Source organism: Marinomonas sp. BSi20584, from assembly GCF_002792415.1.
Classification (GTDB): Bacteria; Pseudomonadota; Gammaproteobacteria; order Pseudomonadales; family Marinomonadaceae; genus Marinomonas; species Marinomonas polaris.
Genome location: NZ_KZ454880.1, coordinates 13194 through 32394, shown reverse-complemented (window position 1 = coordinate 32394; position 19201 = coordinate 13194). Strand labels below are relative to the sequence as shown.

Annotated in this window: 22 protein-coding genes; 8 read left to right on the top strand and 14 right to left on the bottom strand. The window is 42.0% G+C overall.

From position 1 onward, the window contains the following. Positions 1 to 144: 144 nt before the first annotated feature. The 5 genes from TY87_RS12450 to TY87_RS12430 all read right to left on the bottom strand — a co-directional run bounded on the left by TY87_RS12450 (position 145) and on the right by TY87_RS12430 (position 5156). Positions 145 to 459, bottom strand: coding sequence for an SCP2 sterol-binding domain-containing protein (locus TY87_RS12450; RefSeq protein WP_072837889.1), 315 nt, complete (start codon positions 457 to 459; stop codon positions 145 to 147). Between the two features lie 78 nt (positions 460 to 537). Continuing rightward, complete coding sequence (locus TY87_RS12445; RefSeq protein WP_072837888.1) at positions 538 to 2343, bottom strand: acyl-CoA dehydrogenase C-terminal domain-containing protein; 1806 nt, start codon at positions 2341 to 2343, stop codon at positions 538 to 540. A gap of 213 nt (positions 2344 to 2556) precedes the next feature. Beyond that, positions 2557 to 3618, bottom strand: coding sequence for a CobW family GTP-binding protein (locus tag TY87_RS12440; RefSeq protein WP_100187318.1), 1062 nt, complete (start codon positions 3616 to 3618; stop codon positions 2557 to 2559). Between the two features lie 12 nt (positions 3619 to 3630). Further along, the gene (locus tag TY87_RS12435; RefSeq protein WP_100187317.1) at positions 3631 to 4386 is read right to left on the bottom strand and encodes a DUF481 domain-containing protein; all 756 of its coding nucleotides are present in this window, start codon (positions 4384 to 4386) and stop codon (positions 3631 to 3633) included. 233 nt (positions 4387 to 4619) lie between these two features. Further along, positions 4620 to 5156: an RNA methyltransferase gene (locus tag TY87_RS12430; RefSeq protein ID WP_100187316.1), complete on the bottom strand. Its 537-nt coding sequence runs from the start codon at positions 5154 to 5156 to the stop codon at positions 4620 to 4622. Positions 5157 to 5375: 219 nt separating this feature from the next. Here TY87_RS12430 and TY87_RS12425 point away from each other — a divergent pair, with 219 nt between their 5' ends. The 3 genes from TY87_RS12425 to TY87_RS12415 all read left to right on the top strand — a co-directional run bounded on the left by TY87_RS12425 (position 5376) and on the right by TY87_RS12415 (position 8683). Next, entirely contained in the window at positions 5376 to 6236 is an 861-nt protein-coding gene (locus TY87_RS12425; RefSeq protein WP_100187315.1) for a TraB/GumN family protein, read from the top strand. A gap of 279 nt (positions 6237 to 6515) precedes the next feature. Continuing rightward, the gene (locus TY87_RS12420) at positions 6516 to 7808 is read left to right on the top strand and encodes an NCS2 family permease (protein WP_072837883.1); all 1293 of its coding nucleotides are present in this window, start codon (positions 6516 to 6518) and stop codon (positions 7806 to 7808) included. A gap of 131 nt (positions 7809 to 7939) precedes the next feature. Beyond that, positions 7940 to 8683, top strand: a complete 744-nt coding sequence (locus TY87_RS12415; protein WP_072838070.1) for a class I SAM-dependent DNA methyltransferase — start codon at positions 7940 to 7942, stop codon at positions 8681 to 8683. A gap of 21 nt (positions 8684 to 8704) precedes the next feature. Here the strand turns inward: TY87_RS12415 and TY87_RS12410 are convergent, their stop codons facing one another. The 3 genes from TY87_RS12410 to TY87_RS12400 all read right to left on the bottom strand — a co-directional run bounded on the left by TY87_RS12410 (position 8705) and on the right by TY87_RS12400 (position 11314). Continuing rightward, positions 8705 to 8926, bottom strand: a complete 222-nt coding sequence (locus TY87_RS12410; RefSeq protein ID WP_012069275.1) for a hypothetical protein — start codon at positions 8924 to 8926, stop codon at positions 8705 to 8707. A 313-nt stretch (positions 8927 to 9239) separates the two neighbouring features. After that, a complete protein-coding gene (cpxA, locus tag TY87_RS12405) occupies positions 9240 to 10628 on the bottom strand; it encodes an envelope stress sensor histidine kinase CpxA (protein WP_100187314.1) in 1389 nt (462 codons plus the stop codon). Further along, positions 10628 to 11314 carry a response regulator gene (locus tag TY87_RS12400; RefSeq protein WP_072837881.1) on the bottom strand — a complete coding sequence of 229 codons (687 nt, stop codon included), beginning with the start codon at positions 11312 to 11314 and terminating at the stop codon, positions 10628 to 10630. Before TY87_RS12400 ends, cpxA begins: the two co-directional genes overlap by 1 nt. 221 nt (positions 11315 to 11535) lie before the next feature. Here TY87_RS12400 and TY87_RS12395 point away from each other — a divergent pair, with 221 nt between their 5' ends. Continuing rightward, positions 11536 to 12036: a CpxP family protein gene (locus TY87_RS12395; RefSeq protein ID WP_072837880.1), complete on the top strand. Its 501-nt coding sequence runs from the start codon at positions 11536 to 11538 to the stop codon at positions 12034 to 12036. Between the two features lie 85 nt (positions 12037 to 12121). On the opposite strand, the gene TY87_RS12390 is transcribed toward TY87_RS12395, so the two are convergent. Further along, positions 12122 to 12400, bottom strand: a complete 279-nt coding sequence (locus TY87_RS12390; protein ID WP_072837879.1) for a hypothetical protein — start codon at positions 12398 to 12400, stop codon at positions 12122 to 12124. Between the two features lie 198 nt (positions 12401 to 12598). Between TY87_RS12390 and TY87_RS12385 the strand changes: the two genes are divergently transcribed. After that, on the top strand, positions 12599 to 13144 hold the full coding sequence (locus TY87_RS12385; protein ID WP_100187313.1) for an outer membrane beta-barrel protein: 546 nt from the start codon (positions 12599 to 12601) through the stop codon (positions 13142 to 13144). 78 nt (positions 13145 to 13222) lie between these two features. Here TY87_RS12385 and TY87_RS12380 read toward each other — a convergent pair whose 3' ends face one another. From TY87_RS12380 to TY87_RS12370, 3 genes are all read right to left on the bottom strand, one after another. Next, positions 13223 to 14221 (bottom strand): branched-chain amino acid aminotransferase, encoded by a 999-nt coding sequence (locus TY87_RS12380; protein WP_072837877.1) that lies wholly within the window; start codon positions 14219 to 14221, stop codon positions 13223 to 13225. Positions 14222 to 14496: 275 nt separating this feature from the next. Continuing rightward, a complete protein-coding gene (locus tag TY87_RS22920) occupies positions 14497 to 15375 on the bottom strand; it encodes a diguanylate cyclase domain-containing protein (RefSeq protein ID WP_100187312.1) in 879 nt (292 codons plus the stop codon). A 150-nt stretch (positions 15376 to 15525) separates the two neighbouring features. After that, positions 15526 to 15801, bottom strand: a complete 276-nt coding sequence (locus TY87_RS12370; RefSeq protein ID WP_012069267.1) for a DUF1294 domain-containing protein — start codon at positions 15799 to 15801, stop codon at positions 15526 to 15528. 216 nt (positions 15802 to 16017) lie between these two features. Here TY87_RS12370 and TY87_RS12365 point away from each other — a divergent pair, with 216 nt between their 5' ends. Next, on the top strand, positions 16018 to 16746 hold the full coding sequence (locus TY87_RS12365; RefSeq protein WP_100187311.1) for a tellurite resistance TerB family protein: 729 nt from the start codon (positions 16018 to 16020) through the stop codon (positions 16744 to 16746). Between the two features lie 61 nt (positions 16747 to 16807). Here TY87_RS12365 and TY87_RS12360 read toward each other — a convergent pair whose 3' ends face one another. Both TY87_RS12360 and TY87_RS12355 read right to left on the bottom strand, forming a co-directional pair. Then, positions 16808 to 17254: a DUF1499 domain-containing protein gene (locus TY87_RS12360; protein ID WP_100187310.1), complete on the bottom strand. Its 447-nt coding sequence runs from the start codon at positions 17252 to 17254 to the stop codon at positions 16808 to 16810. Positions 17255 to 17282: 28 nt separating this feature from the next. After that, positions 17283 to 17813 carry an NUDIX hydrolase gene (locus TY87_RS12355; RefSeq protein WP_100187309.1) on the bottom strand — a complete coding sequence of 177 codons (531 nt, stop codon included), beginning with the start codon at positions 17811 to 17813 and terminating at the stop codon, positions 17283 to 17285. A gap of 691 nt (positions 17814 to 18504) precedes the next feature. Between TY87_RS12355 and TY87_RS12350 the strand changes: the two genes are divergently transcribed. Next, positions 18505 to 18747, top strand: coding sequence for a type II toxin-antitoxin system Phd/YefM family antitoxin (locus TY87_RS12350; RefSeq protein ID WP_100187308.1), 243 nt, complete (start codon positions 18505 to 18507; stop codon positions 18745 to 18747). Between the two features lie 6 nt (positions 18748 to 18753). Further along, positions 18754 to 19050 (top strand): type II toxin-antitoxin system RelE/ParE family toxin, encoded by a 297-nt coding sequence (locus TY87_RS12345; protein WP_100187307.1) that lies wholly within the window; start codon positions 18754 to 18756, stop codon positions 19048 to 19050. Positions 19051 to 19201: the final 151 nt, after the last annotated feature.

The following is a 19201-nucleotide window of genomic DNA, read 5'->3' as shown; positions in this document are numbered from 1 at the left end:
GAATTTATAAGTGATAAATAAGCATTTTCAGTCTCTTTTTAACAAAGTTTTGACGAACACCGTAATCATGTAAGGTCTCAGTACAAAAGCTCAACTACACAAAGGTAGTTGAGCTTTAGAGCTATAAAATTGCTAAAAGATCCCTTACTGAGGGAAAATTTGAGTCAATTTAGTCGCCAGCATAATATCTCCATCGGCACGGATTTTTCCCTGCATAAAAGCAGCCATACCATCTAACTCACCACTCATAACATCTTTCAAGGTATTTAAATCCATACTAAGAGTCACGGTTGGGTCATCATGCTCCCCTTCTCCCATATCACATTTTCCATCCGTGATACTTAAGTAATAACTGTCCGCATCATCTAAGTCAAATTGAAACACAGCTTCCATGTCATCAGCTTCATCTGCGTCGAAACGATTTAACATGGATTCAAAAACGGCTCTTGCTTCACTCATAATATAAACCTCTTTAACCTAGCAAAAATTTTATTGCCTGTGTGACAATGTTACACAGGTGTTTATTCGTTGTGTCACTTATGCGTTTAGGAATAAGAAATTATCTTCATCCATCGCCAATAAATTATCAGCACCTGACAACATAGCTTCTACATGGCCACGAGTACGTGGTAACAATCGCTCATAGTAGAAAGTTGCTGTTTGCAGTTTGGCCGTATAAAAACCGACTTCATCAGTGCCTTCGTCTAGTTTTGTTTGTGCCGTCACAGCCATGCGAGCCCAGAAATAAGCCAACACCACATAACCAGAGAACATCAAATAATCCACAGACGCTGCGCCTACTTCATCTTTGTTGCGCATAGCTTTCATGCCGATTTTCATCGTAACATCGCCCCACTCACCGTTCAGTTTATCTAGTGCAGTGATATAAGATTTTAAGCGTTTATCGCCTTTGTGCTCTTTGCAAAATTTATGAATAATTTTTGTAAAACGACGTAGTGTAGCACCTTGAGTCATTAGTACTTTTCGACCCAATAGATCCAACGCCTGAATACCTGTTGTACCTTCGTACAACATAGAGATACGGCAATCACGTACGTTTTGTTCCATGCCCCATTCAGCGATAAAGCCATGACCACCAAACACTTGCAAACCATGGTTAGCTGATTCAAAACCAGTTTCAGTTAGAAATGCTTTAGCAATTGGGGTAAGTAAGGACATCAGTTCGTCAGCTTCTGCTTTCTCGTCAGCAGTACCTTTTTTCATTATGTCTACCAACATAGAGCAATAATGAATCAAAGCACGACCGCCTTCTGCAAATGCTTTTTGCGTTAGCAACATACGACGTACATCTGGGTGAACAATAATTGGGTCTGCTGCTTTTTCTGGCGCTTTTGGACCAGACAAAGAACGCATTTGCAGACGGTCTTTCGCGTAAGCAACAGAGTTCTGCAACGCCCACTCAGCATGCGCTAAGCCTTGTAAAGCAGTACCAAGACGCGCAGTATTCATGAAGGTAAACATGCAATTCAAGCCGCGGTTTGCTTCACCAATAAGAAAGCCTTTCGCGCCATCAAAGTTCATTACACAAGTCGCGTTACCATGAATACCCATTTTGTGTTCAATTGAACCACAAGACACTTGGTTACGATCTGCCATTTCACCAGAGCCATCGACGTTATGCTTTGGCACAATAAACAATGAAATGCCTTTTGTACCAGCAGGTGCATCAGGTAGACGAGCCAATACGATATGGACAATGTTGTCAGCCATATCATGCTCACCGGCAGAGATGAAAATCTTAGTGCCTGTAATAGCATAACTGCCATCAGCTTGGGGCTCGGCCTTGGTTTTCAACATGCCAAGGTCAGTACCACAGTGAGGCTCAGTCAGACACATGGTACCGGTCCATTCACCAGACACAAGTTTTGTTAGATAGGTTTGTTTTTGCTCATCAGTGCCATGCAATTCAATGGTGTTCATGGCTCCGTGGCTTAAGCCTGGGTACATACCCCAAGACCAGTTTGAAGTGGCGATCATTTCCGTCACCATCATGCCAAGGGAGTCTGGTAAGCCCTGTCCACCCACTTCTTCAGGATGAGACAGCGATGGCCAGCCACCTTCAACATATTGCTGATAAGCTTCTTTGAAGCCTTCGGGTGTTGTGACTACACCATCTTTAAATTGACAACCTTGTTGATCACCAACACGGTTTAGAGGAGAAAGAACACGCTCAGCAAACTTGGCGCCCTCTTCCAGAATCGCCGCCACCATATCAGGCGTCGCTTCTTCGGCACCAGGCAACTTAGCGTAGTGTCCATGAAAATCGAGAACTTCTTCAGTGACGAATTTGATGTCGCGCAGTGGCGCTTTATATTCAGGCATAGCCTATGACCTCTTATTGTTTTTATTCCATCCGTTCCAATAGGAACCTCTTATGCTAGAAAGGTTCCTCTATCGGAGGCTTTCTCTCAATAACAAAAGGTGCCAAAGTTAATGACAAAATAGACCAAGCATCGGATTTTGTCAGTTAAACAAAGAGAATCTACAAAATTGAAGTAAATACAAAGCTAGCAAATATAATCAGTGAAACCTTAATTAAAGCAACTTTGCACAATAATCTTGGCAAATTTCCAACCAATCACCTTCGATTCCACCTATTATTTCTAAGCGACTACCTCCCTGCCAAGGTGATGTTGTTATTACAACTTCGCCTCGCGCGACATTCACAAAAAGAGCTTCACTTGAGTTGATAACAAACACTCCTTTGATACGGTAAACACCATTAGGCTTAGACATATCTTGAATAATTGACGTCATGTTCTCTTTATCAAAACAATCAAAATCAGGCCAACGCCAGCCGACCACCTGCATTGCACCTTGTTGTTTATGATAGCTCCAGCGCTCATTTTGAATCGGTATTTCTACATCACCACCACCTTCATGATAACGATGGTGATGGTGATGGTGATGGTGGTGGTGGTGGTGGTGGTGGTGGTGGGAAGAGTGATTCGAATCACTTTCTGGAGTAATAGAAATACTTAATGAATTCATTAAGCCGATATCCAACGAATCCGCACTTAAGGCCATAGGCTCAGACATGTAAAGAACGGGAGTTGATGCCTTTGAAGTAAGCGCGCCAAATCGAGACTCTAATAAATCAATATCTTCCTGCTGATAACGATCAACATGACTCAATACAATGCCGTCAGCAGACTCTATTTGATCATTGAAAATATCATGCTTTGTGTAACGCTCGTCTTTTAGGTTACGTGCATCTAATACACAAAATGCCCCAGTCAAAAACAACACATCTTGATAAGAAGCACTGCGTAGCTTTTGCATAATCTGTTTTGGATGACCAAGGCCCGATGGCTCAATAAAAATGCGATCGGGATTATATTGGCGAATTAATTGGTTCAATCCTTGTTGAAAGGCGGCGGACGTCGTGCAGCAAACACAGCCACCAGGAACTTCACGGATCGCCACGCCTAAATCCGCATAAAAAGCACCGTCAAGTCCAATATCACCGAACTCATTAACCAATACTGCCCAACGCTCATTAGGAGGCGATTGCGCAAGTAAGTGGCGAATAAGAGTTGTTTTACCCGCTCCTAAAAAACCCGTCACCAAAGTGACTTTTATACCCTGATAGCGCATAACGAAAACATCTCAAAATGTATAAGCAAAAATGATACTTGTTGTGCCATCTGTGTTCTTTTTATCATCCAACACTTGGCTATTATGAGTAAGACTATAAGAGGCTTTCATACTAAGGTCATCCCTCAGTTTTACACTAACGGAAGTTTCTGACTTCGAACGAGTATTTTTATCACTCTGCAATGCAGCTTCGGTGCTAAGTGCTTGCTGAAACGTGGCATTAGGACTAATTTTGTACTCATATTGCAATTCGACATGCACTATTGCCGTTTCATCTTCATCGCCTTTATCCGTCTTAGTAAAAGAATAACCAGGGCCAATACTGTAATCTAAAAAAGAGCTATCACTAGCAAACAAACGCGCAGAGTAACCAACAGACACGGTATTCTGATATTCATAACCACTAAATCGATCGTCGGTATAGGAACCATAGATAAATACAGAAGTATTTTCACTGCTTAATTTATAGTCACTCTGTGCGGATAAAAATAATTTTTGTGCCGTTGTTCTTGTGTCAGTTTCGCCCTCATTTTTACCTCTTTTGTAAAGTGTATCTATCTGATACTTCGCTTTCCAAGCTTCAAAGTCCTGTTTAATAGTCGCTTTTGCTTTCACCGCTGTACTCTCTGTATTACCAGTAATTGCAATAACTCCCAACTCCAATTCAGCGCTCAAGGGCTCTAAAGGAGTAAAGGGGGTATCAGCAGCATAAATAACTGGGACATAACAAGCTAATGCAGCAAGCACGACTCGTTTTATAGGCTCCATTTGTATGCGTTCCTTCTATCTCATCAAACAGGTTCCATGATGGCTAAAAGGAAGTAATGGACAGCAAGATGGTACTCAAAAACAGAAAAAACAGAACACCTGCCGTCTTCCTAATATAGCCATTAGGTTTAAGAGACATTTTTGCATTGATACAGACTTATCACAGTCAAAATTCTGCTAACTATATGCAAAGTAATAGATAAGAAAGCAACACCCCCTTACACTCAGGCGCCTTACTTGCAAGCATTAGGTCGGACTTTGACATTATTATTGACGTCTTTACTTTGGCGAATTAGCTCGTCCCCTGCAAAGGCTCGAGCAGACTTTGCTAAGCGATCATAAAGCAGCACATTCACCGATGCGGCTAGATTCATACAACCAACAGTAGGAACAAAGACAACAAAATCGGCTCTATCGACAATTTTTTGGCCTATCGTGCCGTCTTCTGGCCCAAAAATATACAAGGCTTTTTCAGGATGATTAAAGGCTGGTAACGGTGTCGCACCCTGGATCAAATCGACGCACACAATCTTGGTATCGGTGTCTACTGCCTCAATCAAATTGTCTACACCAAGGCTTTCTATATTGATCAAAGGAATGGATGAGGTTGCTTTTTTGGTGTCTGTTGACATCTTAGCTGCACGATCATAACGACTGCCAGAATATAAAACTTGATCCACTTGATAACACCCTGCAGCCCTCATTACAGAACCGACATTTGAAGTGCTTTTAGGGTTCGTTAACCCTATAGAGACAAACTCTTTTCCCATCGAAAACTCACACACTCGAATTAAATAAGAACGAGGATAATACCACTTTTACTCATTATGCTTGCCATTCTTTATGAGTGTATTAGTTGGATAAAACCTACTTATTCCGTAGCAAAAAATGAGAAAAAAGCAGTACAACTTTCATCAACCTCTTCCGCTCATCATTGAGATAGGTAAACTGAAAGTCATAATAGATCAAAAAAATCATTCAGGTATCTCATGAATCTTCTCAAAAAATTCGGCTTAACCTTACTTGCTGCTGCTACATTTCAAACCCAAGCAGCTTCTGTCTGGAAAGTAACGTCAGGCACCAATACGCTCTATATTGGTGGTACCATTCACTTACTCACTGCACAAGATTACCCTTTACCAAAAGCCTACGAGAAAGCCTACCAAGCTGCCGATAAAGTTATTTTTGAAACCAACATGGAAACCTTAAGTAACCCAGCATTCAAACGACAAATGCAAGCCGAGCTGTCTTATTCTGATGGCACGACCATAGATCAAGTGATCTCAGCGGAAACCTATCAGTCACTCAAAATCTATTTAAACGCTAGACAAATACCTTTTACAGCTATTCAAAACCTAAAGCCCAGCGCGCTCGCGATTTCCCTAAGTATGATTGAGCTGAAACATCTGGGCTTTACCAGTGAAGGTGTCGATCAGTTTTATGCACAAAAAGCCCAACAAGATCAAAAGCCCAAAGGCTGGCTTGAAGAGCCTGAAGCCCAAGTAGAAATGCTCAGCAATCTCAATGATCAAGACAGTAATGATGTGATTAATTATACCTTGTCAGATATTAAAGACATGCCAAAGACCATGAATGACCTAAGGGAAAGCTGGAGAAAAGGCGATATGGAAACCATGGCAGATATTGAGTTAACAGATTTTAGACAAGATTACCCTGAAGTATATCAATCGCTTTTAGTCGATCGAAACAACCTTTGGATACCGCAAATTGAAAATATGCTAAAGAACGATGAAGTCGAATTCATCATGGTTGGAGCAATGCACCTTGCTGGGCCAGACAGTTTACTTGCAAAACTTAAAGCCAGCGGTTATCAAGTCTCTAAATTATAAATACCCGTTAACTGTCTTTTAACGGTCAGAAAACACAGGATAAACAGTAAAAACTCACACAACTAGTGAGTTTTTACTATTTATCCCCATTCCATCGATTATTTCTTACAATTTATCTCCCCAAACCATCTCGAATTTTTTATACTTGCCGCCGAAATTATTTACTGACCAAATGATCAGTTACTAAACTTGTCTCGGCATATTTTATTGAGAGCAAATCTGCATAAGTAATCTCTCAATAAAATAATCGCCGTCGTCTACTAGCAAAAGGTCCCCCTCATGCTCGAACGTTATTTTCAACTTAAAGCGCACAACACCACAGTACGTAATGAAGTTATCGGAGGTATTACCACCTTCTTGACGATGGCTTACATCATTTTCGTTAACCCTTCTATTCTTGCTCAAGCAGGAATGGATCAAGGTGCTGTATTTGTAGCAACCTGTCTTGCAGCTGCAATTGGTTGCTTGATTATGGGTCTGTATGCAAACTACCCAATCGCTTTAGCACCGGGCATGGGATTAAACGCCTTTTTTACCTACGGTGTAGTCTTAGGCATGGGCTACACATGGGAGCAAGCACTTGGCGCTGTTTTCTTATCCGGTATTCTTTTCATTTTCATCAGTATTTTTCGAATTCGTGAATGGGTTATTAATGCCATTCCGTCTTCATTGAAGCTGGGGATTGCGGCAGGTATCGGTCTTTTCTTAGCCATGATTGCACTGCAAAACTCAGGCATTATTGTAAAAAATCCAGCGACAATGGTGTCCTTAGGCGACCTATCTTCGCCATCTGCGATTTATGGCTTGCTTGGCTTTTTTGTTATCTGTGCTTTGGCGTATTTGAATATCACAGGCGCAGTAATGATCGGCATACTTTTTGTGACGGTTTTGTCGATTCTATTTGGTCAAAATGAATTCGGCGGATTAGTTTCTATGCCTCCTTCCGTTGCGCCTACTTTCTTAGCAATGGACATAGAAGGTGCTTTCCAAATCAGTATGCTAAGCGTTATTTTCGCATTTTTCTTTGTTGATTTATTTGATACATCAGGCACGTTAATTGGCGTTGGCCAACGTGGTGGCTTATTAGATAAAGAAGGCAAACTGCCGCGTCTTAAAAAAGCCTTGTTAGCAGACTCTAGCGCTACTGTGGTTGGTGCTGCACTAGGAACATCTTCTACAACAAGTTATATCGAAAGCGCTTCAGGCGTTGCCGCTGGTGGACGTACTGGCTTAACAGCCGTAGTTGTTGCGTTATTATTTTTACTAAGCCTGTTCTTTGCGCCATTGGCTGGATCTATCCCTGCTTATGCAACAGCTGGCGCGTTAATGTACGTTGCTGTATTAATGACAAGCAGCCTAGCGCATGTAGATTGGGATGATATTACCGAAGCGGCACCAGTCCTGATAGCAGCTTTCACCATGCCACTAACCTACTCAATCGCAGATGGTATTGCTTTGTCCTTCATCAGCTACGCTGTGATCAAGCTATTATCAGGTCAAGGCAAGCAAGTAGGCATTGCGGTATATCTTTTAGCTGCCTTGTTTATCGCTAAATTCTTTATCTTTGTCTAATTAAGATAACGAAACTCCAATAAAAAACAGGAACAAAGTCGCTCTTTGTTCCTGTTTTTTTTGCTTCGCAAAAAAGTGTGATCTACTATATTATTCGCCATCAAATTTTATCCCCTCCAAGTGAAGAAAACATGTCTGACAACGCGCTCTATACGGACTTATCCGGCTATTACGATCTAATGTGTGCCGATATTAATTATCAAGCCCAAAGCAACAGCGCGCATAGACTTCATCAGATTTTCGGCAATGGCGGGAAACAACATTTGGATTTGGCTTGTGGTACTGGTCCACATATCAGCTATCTTAGCCAAGAAGGCTATCAATCAAGCGGCTTGGATATCAATCAACCAATGCTGGATATAGCACAACAACGATGCCCTAACGCTTACTTCGAATTAGGTAATATGTGTGCATTTGATGCAGCTGAGCCTTATGACTTGATCACCTGTTTTTTATACTCAGTCCATTACAGTGGCGATATTAAAAACCTAACAAGTTGCATTCAAAGCGTGCACAAAGCTCTCAATACTGGCGGTGTTTTTTGCTTCAATTCGGTCGATAAAAACCATATAGATAATACCCTATCTGCCAAGCACAGTGTGATGCACGATAACAGCGAGTTTTCGTTTGGTTCTTCTTGGTATTACTGTGGTGAGGGAGAAAAGCAAACACTAAAGCTGAGCATTGAAAAAACAAGTGCGCAACACACTCAGCTCTGGACAGACGAGCACCCTATGGTGGCACTAAGCTTTAATGAACTACAAGCGCTGTTAATGCCATATTTTGACGTTCATGTTTTTGAACACGAGCACGACAAAATCATACCTTGGGAGAAGCTATCTGGTAACGCAATCTTTTTGTGTGTCAAAAAATAAATAAGACTTAACGGTTTGAACTTAAGATTCTGTCATTGAACGATACTTTAGAATCAAAGAGATAATTTCATGATCGCTAACGGAAGAAGATAAAGACTCATTAATAGAACGTCTCTGCGGTAAACGGATATTGAATTTACTTTTTAATAATCCAACCACTTGCGAGTCGGAGTTTGGGTCGAATGTCTGACTTGCAAAGATGCAAATTCGCTGTAGTACAAATTCTTTGGCTGTATTTATCATGTATTACCTATGGTTTTAGAGAAAAACGACAAGGCTTCTCTCTTTTCTTGTTTTTAAAAACGAGTCTAAACAAATAGACCAGGCGCTTATTAGCAAATTTCTTATTCAAATAAAGTATAAAAAAGGCAAGGTGCGAGAGAGAAATACTCTCTGCGTTACTCAGTACTTTTAGGGATAGCTTTTGGGGAAAGCGATTAACCGAATGCATAATAAGAACGATGAGGTTCTAATATGAGCTGAATTAATCGCTTTGTCTACTAATGCTTTCGTAAAAACAAAGATAATACTTTCCTAAAAAAAAATTAAAGAAGCACTATGGTTCTTCTTGCAGCGGCAAAGTCACTTCCACCAGCAACCCGCCCAGTTCACTTCGAGCAGCTCTGATCATACCATTATGTTGACGAACCGCATTTTCGGCGATAGCTAAACCCAACCCTGCGCCGCCACTGTGGCGATCACGTGCTGTTGAAACCCGATAAAAAGGCCTAAAAATAGAATCAAACTCATCCTCAGGCACACCATCACCATCGTCTTCCACTCGGATAGATAACGTATCTGAATCAACGTCCAATGAAACCTGAATTTGGTTTTTACCATAATGAATGGCATTACGGACAATGTTTTCTAAAGCACTCATTAACAATTGAGGATGACAGTTAATCATTCGATTAGGGACAGCCGACAAAAGCAAAGTCTTACCCATGTGTTCAGCTTCAAACTGACTGTCAGCTAACAAAGCATCAAAAAGACTCGATAGCGGTTGAATTTCTCGATTCAAATGACTATCCACTTGCACGCTAGACAATTCAAGCAACTTGCCTATCATTTGCTCAAGACGTTGAGCTTCCGTATCAATGCGCATTAAATCCGTACTATCGCCTAACTTTCGTTTTGCCAAAGCTTGCGCCATTCTTAGGCGAGTCAATGGTGAGCGTAGCTCATGAGAGATGTCCGATAACAAACGCTGTTGCCGAGTAATCATCAAGTTTACGGCCGTCACCATTTGGTTAAAACTGGCGCCCGCTTGGCGAAACTCTGAGGTACCTTTTTCAAGCTCAGGATCAATTTCAAACACGCCTTGTGACACACGCTGCGCCGCTCTTTCAAGACGACGGGCAGGCTGACTCAACGCCCATGCCAACCACAATAATAAAGGTGTACTAACCAACATTACTGCCAACAACAAACGAAAAGGATGATCAAAGAGTTGTAATAAAAAATGCGGAGGCTCACTCCAGCGAGTTCCGATATAAAGAAAATAATCGTTCTTTGCCAACCGAATAGGAAGAGGGCCAGAAATCATCGTCTTGCCGTACAGTTTTTGCTGGGGTTCCTGAGGGTTATCAATAGAAGTCACAAAATTGCGCAATGCCTTATAACTAAAATCAGGGCGGCGATCAGTAGTAATCACATTACCATCAAGGTCAGTAATAAAAAGGCGCAGTTTATTATCGTCTGGTCCATGGCGAGACCAACCTTCTAGATTATGTAGAACCTGAGCTAAATCCGGAGCAGAAGCAAAAGTCCGCTCAACTTGGTCACGTATTTGCAGCATCCGATCATAATGAGGAGGAGGAATATCCCGTGGTTTACGAGGATCAAAATGCGGCAAAGCCAACACAGCCAAAATCACCAAAAACATGGTAAACCAAAAAATAGCGAAAATACGACCGTACAAACTAGTGATCTTTGGTAAACGCATCAGTCGCCCTCCACCAGCAAATAACCGCGTCCACGCAAGGTTTTAATACGAGGCTTGCCATTCGGCCAGTCTGGCAGTTTTTTACGTAAATTCGAGACATGCATATCAATCGCTCGATCAAAAGCCGCCAAACGTTTACCTAACACATCTAAACTTAGGTCTTCTTTGGTTAAAACGTTGCCGGGATGAAGTAAAAAATAATGCAAAAGCGCAAACTCAGTACTGGTCAAATCCAACAAATCACCATTGCAATACGCTTCAAGGCGACCTGGATAAAGTTTGATGTCTCGATATGTCACAAAATCATTTTGTTGCTGACCTTTGCTTGCCTGAGTCCTGCGTAAAATGGCACGAATTCTTGCCAACAACTCGCGCTCACTAAATGGCTTTGGCAAATAATCATCCGCACCTAGCTCAAGACCAACCACACGATCAATCTCTTCACCTTTCGCCGTTAACATCAAAACAGGCACATCCCATTTTTCACGCAACTGCTTCAGAGTTTCAAAACCGTTTAGCTTAGGCATCATGACATCAAGCAATATCAAATCCACACTATCATCCATCGCTGCCAAACCCGCTTCACCATCATAGGCAGCAGAAACAGCACAATTCTCAAAAGATAAAACTTCTTTGAGCAAATCACTCAATTCAACATCATCATCGATTATTAAAATATGTGGCATCAACAGTTCCTAAAACGATTTGAATATAATTGATAACTAGCAAACAAAACCTTTGCTCTTGAGTAACATTTTACGTCGAAATACTAAGCGCGGTGCAGCCTTTACGATACTTTACCTAGCTAATACGCCACTTTACCTTACAGCCTCTATTCTACTCCCATGCGTTCAGAACGCAGTACTTATCAATAATCTGATCCCCTAAAGTATATAAGGAAGAAAATATGAAAATGGCAAAAAAACTTATTCTAGCCTCTGTTGTTTTACCACTAGTATTGAGCACTAGCGCATTTGCATTTGGCGGGAAAGATCACAAAGGCCCACAGGAAGAATGTCGTCCAGGCCTAGACCGAGGCATGATGAAAGAATTGAATCTAACAGACAGCCAGAAAGAGCAATTCAAAACGCTTCGTCAAGCTAACAAAGAAGAAATGAAAGAGCGCTTCAATGACAAAAAAGAGCAAGGCGAAAAAGCTCGTATGGCTCATTTCGATAAAGTAAATAGCCTACTGATGGCTGATAAATTTGATCCAGCTAAAGCTACTGAACTAGCACAAGAAATGTCAGACAAACAAGTTAAGCGTCAAGTTGACATGCTAAGCAAACAGCACAAAATGCTCAGTATCTTAACTCCAGAACAAAAAACTAAATTCATCGAGCTACAAAAAGAGCGCATGGAAGATTGTGATGACATGCCTCGTCATCACGGCAAAGATCGTAAATAACTATCACTACAGATAGCAGACAACAAACAGCGACCCTAGGCTAGGGTCGCTGTTTTCGTATTCTGCACACTATAAAACGATCTAATTAGCTACGTTTCCAAATTCTTGCCACTGCACGATCACTACCTAACAAGCCTACAATTTCGCATACTAAGCCCATTAGAAAAAACACCATGATAGGTATAATACCGGCCGCCTCACCTGTCATCAGCGTCATCACCAAAGAAACAGATCCGATCAAAAAACAAAGTAAGCCCAACACGATCAATATCGTTCGATGGGATGACTTATAGTCAAAATCCCCCTCGCCAGATTCGAACATTCCCAATACTGGAGAACAGATCTTTCTCAAAACATCTTTCATAGACAACTTCCTTCACCCATAACTAAAAACCAATATCGTCAAATACCGTAAAGTTACCGTAAAATACGTCAGATTGACAAAAATAACGCCCTATTCCACTAAACTAATCTCTATACCCGCCGCAGACTAAAGGGGGAAAGAATCGTTCCAACGCCTTATGTGACAGATTTCCCATAAATCAAAACAAAGGATATGAACATGAAAAACATAATACTATCTAGCTTAACAGCCACAGCATGTGCTTTATCAGCAGGTGCTCAAGCAGGTCCATTTGATTATATAGATTACGGATTTGGCAAAATTGACCCAGACTCATCTTCATCATCCGATGACTATTCATCACTTTCTGGCGCCGTTGAAACATCTGCAGGCCCTTTTGTTGCACTTGAAAGCACAGAATACGGCGAACTCGATGTATTGGCTATAGGTGCAGGTGTCTATGCGCCAGTTGGAGGTCAGTCCAATGTATTTGGCATACTGCAATATATAAAAGCGAACTATGGTAACAACGACGAAACAGGTTTTAGAATCTCTTTGGGGGTACGAACCACTTTATCAAACCGTGTCGAGTTAGAAGGTAAAATTAAACACGACGATGTTTACTCACAAACCGATACCAGCTTTGCCGCTGCCCTTAGATACTATGTCACGCCAAACTTTTCCGTGGCAGCTAACTACGACACCGCAGAAACCAATGGCAACGACCTAAACGCCATGTTTGCATCACTAAGACTCAATTTCTAAACCGATTCAAACACCATAAAAAACGGGCTGACACTCAACATGTCAGCCCGTTTTTTTACAGCTTAAAACAGCTTTAACTTAGCAAACTTTGGTTAGCCAATTGTGCTTGTCTTCCGCTTTACCCCACTGAATATCATTCAATGCTTGGCGAAGTTTTAGCGCGATGGGACCTGGTTCACCAGTACCTACTTTGTACTCTTTATCATTATGGATAAAGGTACCAACAGACGTTAATACTGCCGCTGTACCAGACAAAACAGCTTCCACTTCAGGCTTAGCGGCACGTTCTAGCAATTCCGCAACCGTCAAATCACGTTCAGTTACCGTCATACCCAAATCTGCAGCAAGCGTTAGGATAGAAGAACGAGTCACGCCATGTAGGAAAGAAGAATCTAAGCCTTTAGTAATGATTTCATTACCATCGATCAACAAGAAGTTTGCCGCGCCAGTTTCTTGTACGTCGCCATTTGGGCAGAACAAAATTTGGTCTGCTTGCACTTCTGCTTTCGCTCTAGAAATAGGACCTAAAGCACTCGCGTAGTTACCACCACTTTTGATCATGCCCATATGAGGCGCGCAACGCATACCTGTTTCATCCAACAAAAGACGAAGTGCTTTAGCGCCGCCAGTAAAATAATCACCTACAGGAGACAACAAAACATACAACATAGACGTAGCTGTTGGCGCAGCTGCTTTACCCACTGCCGCTTCCGTACCAATGTGAGTCGGGCGAATGTACATAGACCCTGGTGGCTCAGGCACATCAGTAGCAAACTCAGCAACAGCATCAACAATCATTTTAGAAACTTGCGCTTCATCAATTGTAGGCAAAGACAATAAACGGCTACTTTGAGCTAAACGCTTAATATTTTGGTCCATACGAAACACATGTACACTGCCATCAGCATGACGAAACGCCTTCAAACCTTCAAAACAAGTACTTGAGTAATGCAATACGTGGGCACCAGGATGCAACTGAATGCTGTCCGATGCGACAATGCTTGCATCACTCCATTGATTATTTTCGAATGTTGCCAACGCCATCTTAGGCATAAACACGCTACCAAAAGCCGCCATTATTGTTTCCTATAAAGTTAAATGATTACAAACAACACCAGTGATCGACACTGATATTATGTGGACTCTAGACTTTGCTTCTCGCCCAATCCCCCGATAGTAAAACGGAAACCAGCACGAAGAAAGCAAATCGTAAACCACGGATCAAACAGAATGTGTATTTCCAGTATATTTGCTAATTTAAACCAGAAAATAGACTGACAGAAGAGTGATGAGACGTGACAAGAATATTACCTTCTCGATAAGAAGGGCTCAATAACCCAAACTAAAAATCCCTAAGAAGCCGCCAAAATAACCTTATCGCCACCATTATTTTTTGCTTGGTACATAGCATGATCAGCGGACTGCACCAAATCCAACGGCTCTTTACCGTTTTCAGGGTAACTGGCAATACCAATGCTGGCAGAAACAGACAATGTAGAGCCGTCAACAACAAAAACTTCAGATAAAGCAGCCCGGATTTTTTCAGCAACCAAGGCGGCACCTTCCGTATTATTCACTTTATTTAAAATAATTAAAAACTCATCGCCGCCCAGACGTCCAACAGTGTCTGACTTACGAACACAAGCACCTAGCCTTTTAGCTATTTGTTGTAACAACAAATCGCCCACTGCATGGCCATAGCCATCATTAATATCTTTAAAACCATCAATATCAATAAACAAAACCGATAAACCGACTTGCTCACGCTCCGCCAATGTTAGCGACGCCTGCAAACGATCTAACAGCAAAGTACGATTCGGTAAATCCGTTAAATCATCATGACCCGCAGCGTAAAGCAGCTGAGCCTCCATTTCCTTGCGCTCGGTAATGTCATGAGCAACCGCGATTCGTACCTGGTGCTCTTCCGACCACCTAGCCGACCACAGCACATTTACCACCTTGCCATCTTTACGTACCCAACGGTTCTCGAAGCGCGGCAGAATCTGACCACTAACAACAGACTCAGCGATACCTAGCGTTTTCTCCCTATCATCCGGATAAACCATATTTACCATAGGCTTGCCAATCACTTCATGGGGTGCATAACCAAACATATCCTCAAAAGCCGCACTAACAAAAACGAAACTTCCATTGCGATCAACAACACAAACAGAATCGAGCATCAGCTCCATTACATCGGCAAGGCTAATGGCTAGCTCATTGTTTTTCATAAAACATTGCACCTAAAGATAAAAAAATCAGCGTCATTCATCGATTGTAGAAGACAACTAATCAAAGCGCTCTCATATAAGCACTAATTATCTACGGAGTTTGAATAAAAAATCCATGGTTATTACATAACGTAACGAGATTAACCAAGATTAAGAGAATTGAAAAAAATAAACTGCGTAGCCCATCGTCGTGACATTCACCACAACCGTCAACCAAAACACTAGCAAAAAATGCCATTTCTTTGTCTTATGACGAAACACCTTCTGCCCCAACAGAGCGCCGAACCAACCGCCAAACAAAGACAGTAGATGCAGAGTAGATTCCCGAATTCTCTGCTTTCCATGCTTAGCCGCAGACTTATCAACCCCATAAAAACAAAACGTAATCAAACTTAAAATGCCATACACAGAAAACACATAAATCATTTCAACTCACTTTATCTAGCGAACTACCAACCCAAATTTAGGTTTATACAAACCTTCCAAAACAATGCGTAACTCTACACAAAACTTCATAGTTTTATCCCTTTAAATAACGTCATCAAAGAGTAAAAGAAAGGGAACAAAGCAATCACAGGTGAACTCTATGGCACATCCTCAGTCCGATTAAGTAACTCATAAATTAATAGGAGATCCTCAATCGTGAATATCAACTCATTGTTAAGCAGCATTATGGGCTCTACAGGCTCAGGAATTGGCAAAGCCGTCACCAAAGCAAAATCTGGCTCTATGCCCGGTGGTCTAATGGGCGGTGCAGTCGCTGGCGGATTAGCCGCCATGTTATTAACGAACAAAAAAGCCCGTAAAATGGGCGGTAAAGCCATCAAATACGGTGGCATGGCAGCTGTGGGCGGAATGGCCTACAAAGCCTGGCGCGCTCACAAAGAGGACAAAACCACGACACAAATAACTAACCTTGAGCCTAATCAGAGCTTCGACTCATCCACCACCATACCCGAAGCGCCCGCAGGTAGCATCTTCGACCTCGCTGAAGAGAAGCCAAGCAAACAGACGCAAAATACATACATCATTCTAATAAAAGCCATGATCAGCGCCGCCAAAGCCGATGGTCATATCGATGCGACCGAACGCGCCCGAATCGAACAAGAAATCAATGACCTAGGTATCAGCGCAGAAGAACAAAAATTTCTAATAGAGCAACTACGAGCAACCAGCGACCCAATCGCAATCGCACGCCTGTCTGAAAATGAAGCACAATCGGCAGAGATTTACCTCGTTTCTATGCTCGCAATCGATATCGATACCGACGAAGAACGCCGCTACCTAGATCGTCTAGGCGACGCCCTACACTTACCAAACGACCTGCGTCAAAACATCGAATACGAAGTGAAACATTCACAAACACTGTGACCTGATAAAAAAGGCGCTCTACAGAATATACAGAGCGCCTTCAAATCAATAACCGACCAGACTACTTATTAAGTTTGCCGCGAATGTCTTCCATACGTTTTCGATTCACGCCAAAGTCGGAGTGCCCAACACGAGAGGCAGAACGAATATCGATGCTCACTTCTCCATCTCGCTCTTGCGAAAACAAAAACTCCACATCGTCCACAAAACGAAACACCAAGGATGTAAATTCAGCGTGGATATAATTCTCTTCATTCACCACAACCTTAGTGCGTTTCGAAGACTCCAGTACCGCCAACACCTTATCATGGGCAGACACATTGGAACCTTTCAACACAATAGGCCCAATGTAATGCTTATCACTGACCGGTGCCTGACTGCTCACGCAATTTGGCGAGCGAGGACACTCAGCTAACTTCCCATTAGAAACACCTAAATTCGGCATATGGCTTGAACACCCCTGCAATAAAATAAACACCAATAAGTATAAAAGTTTTCTAGTAAACATGCTCAATCCTAATAACTTTAGCCAGAGACTAACAGCTTGCAACAACCAACAGCTCATCTCGAATCATAGATAATAAAAAAGTTTCCCGCTCAATCGACATGCCTTTTTTATCGCTGTTTTTAATGGTATCCAAATTATGCTTAATGGCATCGTGGACATTAATCCACACCGGCTTCATACCGTTTTTGACTTCGTAATCTTCCAGACTCGTCTCGCCTAACTGTTCATCAATCTCACAGGTATAACAGTAAGACTTCATCTGCATGATCTCAAAACCATCCCTATTCCAAGGCCGAAACTCTTCATATAAACCAAACGCCTCGACATTGCGAATATTCCGCGCCCCAGTCTCCTCCGTTAACTCACGGATCAAACCCTCCACCTGATTCTCGCCTTCATCAATCCCACCACCCGGCAAGGTGTAATCATCGTAACGCTGGGTATACAGCATCAAAATATCCTCGCCTTTTAGAATAATCCCACGGGCAGCAAGACGTAAAAAAGAAGATTGATCGAGGGACTCAAGGCTTGGATGGATAGAGGATTTTAGTAAACGCATAGATTGGGACACTTAGTGATTTTAGATGAGCTGGATAATAACGATTGGTGGGGAAGTGAGCAAATTGGGTGCCATTCAAACACTTTGGATTCCCGACCTTTATTCCGCCCTGCTGGGCGGGTAACTTTTGTCCTCTGTTTAATTCAGAAAAGTACAAAAGTAACCAAAAAGTCTCTTATCGGGCTATCGCCCAAACGTCTCATTCACTTTGCTTAACATCCTGATTAGCAACACGACTTTTATCGTAAGGCATAGATTGGTTATGCTGCTGGAGAGAGCCCTTCCGTTAATGACTCGGAAACTCCATGGTGTCGCGCAACTTCGTCGCGTCGAACTGACTTCTTCGAGATTGCAGTGATGGAAAACAAAGGACGTAGGGCATCATGAGCGCAGCGTAATGTGCCGTTGAAAGCGAAGCTTTCATGTTCTAGGGTAGGTTGCAGCTTTAGCCCGACGCGGAATTTAAACTCAATTCAAACGCTTTGAATTCACAACCTTTATTCCGCACTTTAATTCAGGGAAAAGCTAAGCGGGTAACTTTTTCCAATCGATACAAAAATGCCAAGCATTAGGAATCCATCTTAAATGCTTTGCTAGTCTACTTTTCACACAAATCGCACGATTTAATTAGATTGATCATTTCATGCGACTAACTATAATATTACTTTAGTTCCAAATTTGGAGATTGAATATGCACACATTAACAGCAAATGATGCTAAGCGTAATTTTGGTGAACTTCTGCTAAGCGCCCAACGTGAGCCAGTTAAAATTAGCAAAAACAGCAAAGATGCCGTAGTGGTAATGTCTATCAGAGACTATGAAGAACTAGAAGCAATGAAAACGGACTACCTTAAACATTGTTTCGAGTCAGCTAAACAAGACTTGGCGCAAGGCAATGTGGTTGATGGTGAAGATTTCCTAAACGCCTTGTAACCCATTATGCAAAAGACAAAATACAAACTGAGTAAATTGGCTCAGACCCATTTACAAAAAATCAAAACCTATACCATCCACAATTTTTCTGAAACACAGTGGCAAAACTATAAACACACGTTACTAACTGGTTTTCAAATGCTAGCCGACAATCCAGACGTAGGCCGTAGTTGCGATGATATTTTTCCAAACAGTTTTTACTTTCCTGTTGGCAAACACACGGCTTATTTTACAAAAGAAGACGGTTTTATTTTGGTAGTGGCTGTACTCGCTCAATCACAACGCCCACAAAACCACTTGTAGTTAAGTCATTAAACCCTGCTGGGCGAGAGCTTAGTCCCTTCCCCTTTTGTCTTCCAAGGGGAAAGCGGAGGATGGGGTTGTTCTTTGGATATTCAAATATATTTGTTACTTCTCTATGACTTTGAGCTACAAGTTTATTCCGCCCCGCTGG